Annotated in this window: 3 protein-coding genes and 1 pseudogene; all 4 read left to right on the top strand. The window is 68.2% G+C overall.

The annotated features are described in order from the left end of the window. Nucleotides 1–283: XdhC family protein (locus AB4Y84_RS19900; RefSeq protein ID WP_442250751.1), on the top strand; the 283-nt coding region annotated here is incomplete at its 5' end. Beyond that, entirely contained in the window at nt 280–876 is a 597-nt protein-coding gene (locus AB4Y84_RS19895; RefSeq protein ID WP_442243628.1) for a nucleotidyltransferase family protein, read from the top strand. The genes AB4Y84_RS19900 and AB4Y84_RS19895, both read left to right, overlap by 4 nt. 117 nt (nt 877–993) lie before the next feature. Further along, the gene (locus AB4Y84_RS19890; RefSeq protein WP_442243629.1) at nt 994–1,944 is read left to right on the top strand and encodes a cation diffusion facilitator family transporter; all 951 of its coding nucleotides are present in this window, start codon (nt 994–996) and stop codon (nt 1,942–1,944) included. A gap of 70 nt (nt 1,945–2,014) precedes the next feature. Continuing rightward, a pseudogene (locus AB4Y84_RS19885) lies at nt 2,015–2,158 on the top strand (DNA-3-methyladenine glycosylase); the annotation flags it as partial.

Genomic DNA, 2,158 nt, shown 5'->3' with positions numbered 1-2,158 from the left:
GGCCGATGCCGCACTCGTGATGCATCACAATTTCGAGCTCGACCGAGACGCGCTCCAGCGGCTCGCAGGCTCGCGCGTACCTTTCATCGGCCTGTTGGGGCCACGCCGTCGCAAGGACGATCTTTTCAGCGTGCTGGATACCCACACGCGCCTTGCCCTGGAACCGCGCCTGCGCTCGCCGATCGGCTTGCCACTGGGCGGACGTGGTCCCGAAGCGATCGCCTTGAGCATCGCCGCGCAGCTGCAGGCATGGCGGCACGGAACGCCCCTGGCCGCGCCATGACCGGACATGCAGTAGTGGTACTCGCAGCCGGGTGCAGCCAGCGCCTGGGGCAGCCCAAGCAGCTGCTGCGCGCGGGCGGAGAGACGCTGTTGCGACGCAGCGTGCGGCTGGCAGTGGAAACATCGCCGGACACGCTGGTCGTGGTACTGCCCCAGCACCCACGCTTCGAAGAAGAACTCCACGGCCTGCCGGCACAGTGGCTTCGAAATCCCAACCCTGGACTTGGCGTCGGCGGCAGCCTGTCGCTGGCCGCTACGCACGTGTACAGCGCCGCCAGGGTGCTGGTGATGATCTGCGATCAACCGATGCTGCGCGTGGACCACCTGCGCGCGCTGCTGGGTGCAGCAGCCGCTGCACCGTCCGGCTGCGCCGCCACGGTACTGTGCGACACCATCGGCGTGCCGGCGGTGGTGCCGGGGACCTGGTTTGCCGGAACAGGACTGGAAGCGGCAGGCGGGGGATTTGGCCAACGGCTGCGGCAGACAAAAGGGATTGCGCGGTGCTCCGGCGCCGGGCTGGAATGCGATATCGATACGCCCGAGGACCTGCGCCGCGCGCGCGAGCTCGGCTGGCTTGATCCTGCGTCTGCATGAATGCTGCCGCGGCAGCTGACCTTGCCTGACCGCGCCGCACGGCAGCCTGGCATACACGCTGCGCGGACGCTCCGCCACGCAGGATGGAGCGCCCGCCACCAGCCAGCCCTCCCGCACATGGCCGCACCCACCGGCTCCCGCCTCGTCATCTACGCTGCACTGGCAGGCAACCTCGCCATCGCCATTGCCAAGTTCATCGCCGCCGGCCTGTCCGGCAGCTCGGCCATGCTCAGCGAGGGCGTGCACTCGCTGGTCGATACCCTCAACGAAGTGTTGCTGCTGTACGGTCTGCGCCGTGCCGAGAAGGCCCCCGACACCCTGCACCCTTTCGGCTACGGCCGCGAGCTGTACTTCTGGAGCTTCATCGTCGCCCTGCTGGTCTTTGCCGCCGGCGCCGGCGTCTCGGCCTATGAGGGCATCCAGCACATCCGCCGGCCGGAACCGGCCACCAATCACGCCATCAGCTACAGCGTGCTGGGTATCTCCATCCTGTTCGAAGGCGCCTCCTGGTGGGTTGCACTGCGCGAGTTCCGGCGCAGCAAGGGCACGCTGGGCTATTTCGAGGCGTTCCGCCGCAGCAAGGACCCCTCCACCTTCACCGTGTTGCTGGAGGACAGTGCCGCCCTGCTCGGCCTCGGCTTTGCCCTCGTCGGGCTGCTGGCCGCGCAGCTGCTGGAGATGCCGGTACTGGATGGGGTCGCCTCGTTGTGCATTGCCGGCGTGCTGGCGCTGACCGCGTTCCTGCTGGCGCGGGAAACCAAGGGCCTGCTGGTGGGCGAGCCTGCGCACCCGGCCGTTGCCCAACGCATCATGGCGGTGGCCGTGACCGATCCGGACCTGCGCCGTGCCAACGGCGTGACCACCATGCAGATGGGCCCGGACCAGGTGGTGGCGATGCTCAGCGCCGAATTCGAGGACGACCGCACCACCCCGCAGATCGAAGCCTGCATCACCCGCATCGAGGGTGCGGTGAAGCAGGAGTTCCCGGAACTGGTGGCGCTGTTCGTGAAACCGCAGGCGCCGGAAGTCTTCGCCAGGCGGCGCGCGGCGCTGGCTGACCCGGAGTGAATCGATGGCGGCGGCTTCACCCGCTCCACGCCACACTGACGCAGGCTTGGGAAGCGAGCACTGCCGCGACATGATGGATTGGCTGCCGGATACCTGGATACCGATACCCCGCACCTTCTACCGGCGGCCGTCGACGGTGGTTGCACCGGACCTGCTCAACAAGCTGCTGGTACGCAGCGACGGCCGTGCAGCGCGTATCGTCGAAGTCGAAGCC

The organism is Stenotrophomonas sp. 2YAF22 (genome assembly GCF_052114665.1).
In the GTDB taxonomy this organism is placed as follows: Bacteria; Pseudomonadota; Gammaproteobacteria; order Xanthomonadales; family Xanthomonadaceae; genus Stenotrophomonas; species Stenotrophomonas indicatrix.
The sequence above is the reverse complement of the archived record's forward strand: the minus strand, read 5'-3'. Positions and strand labels throughout refer to the sequence as shown.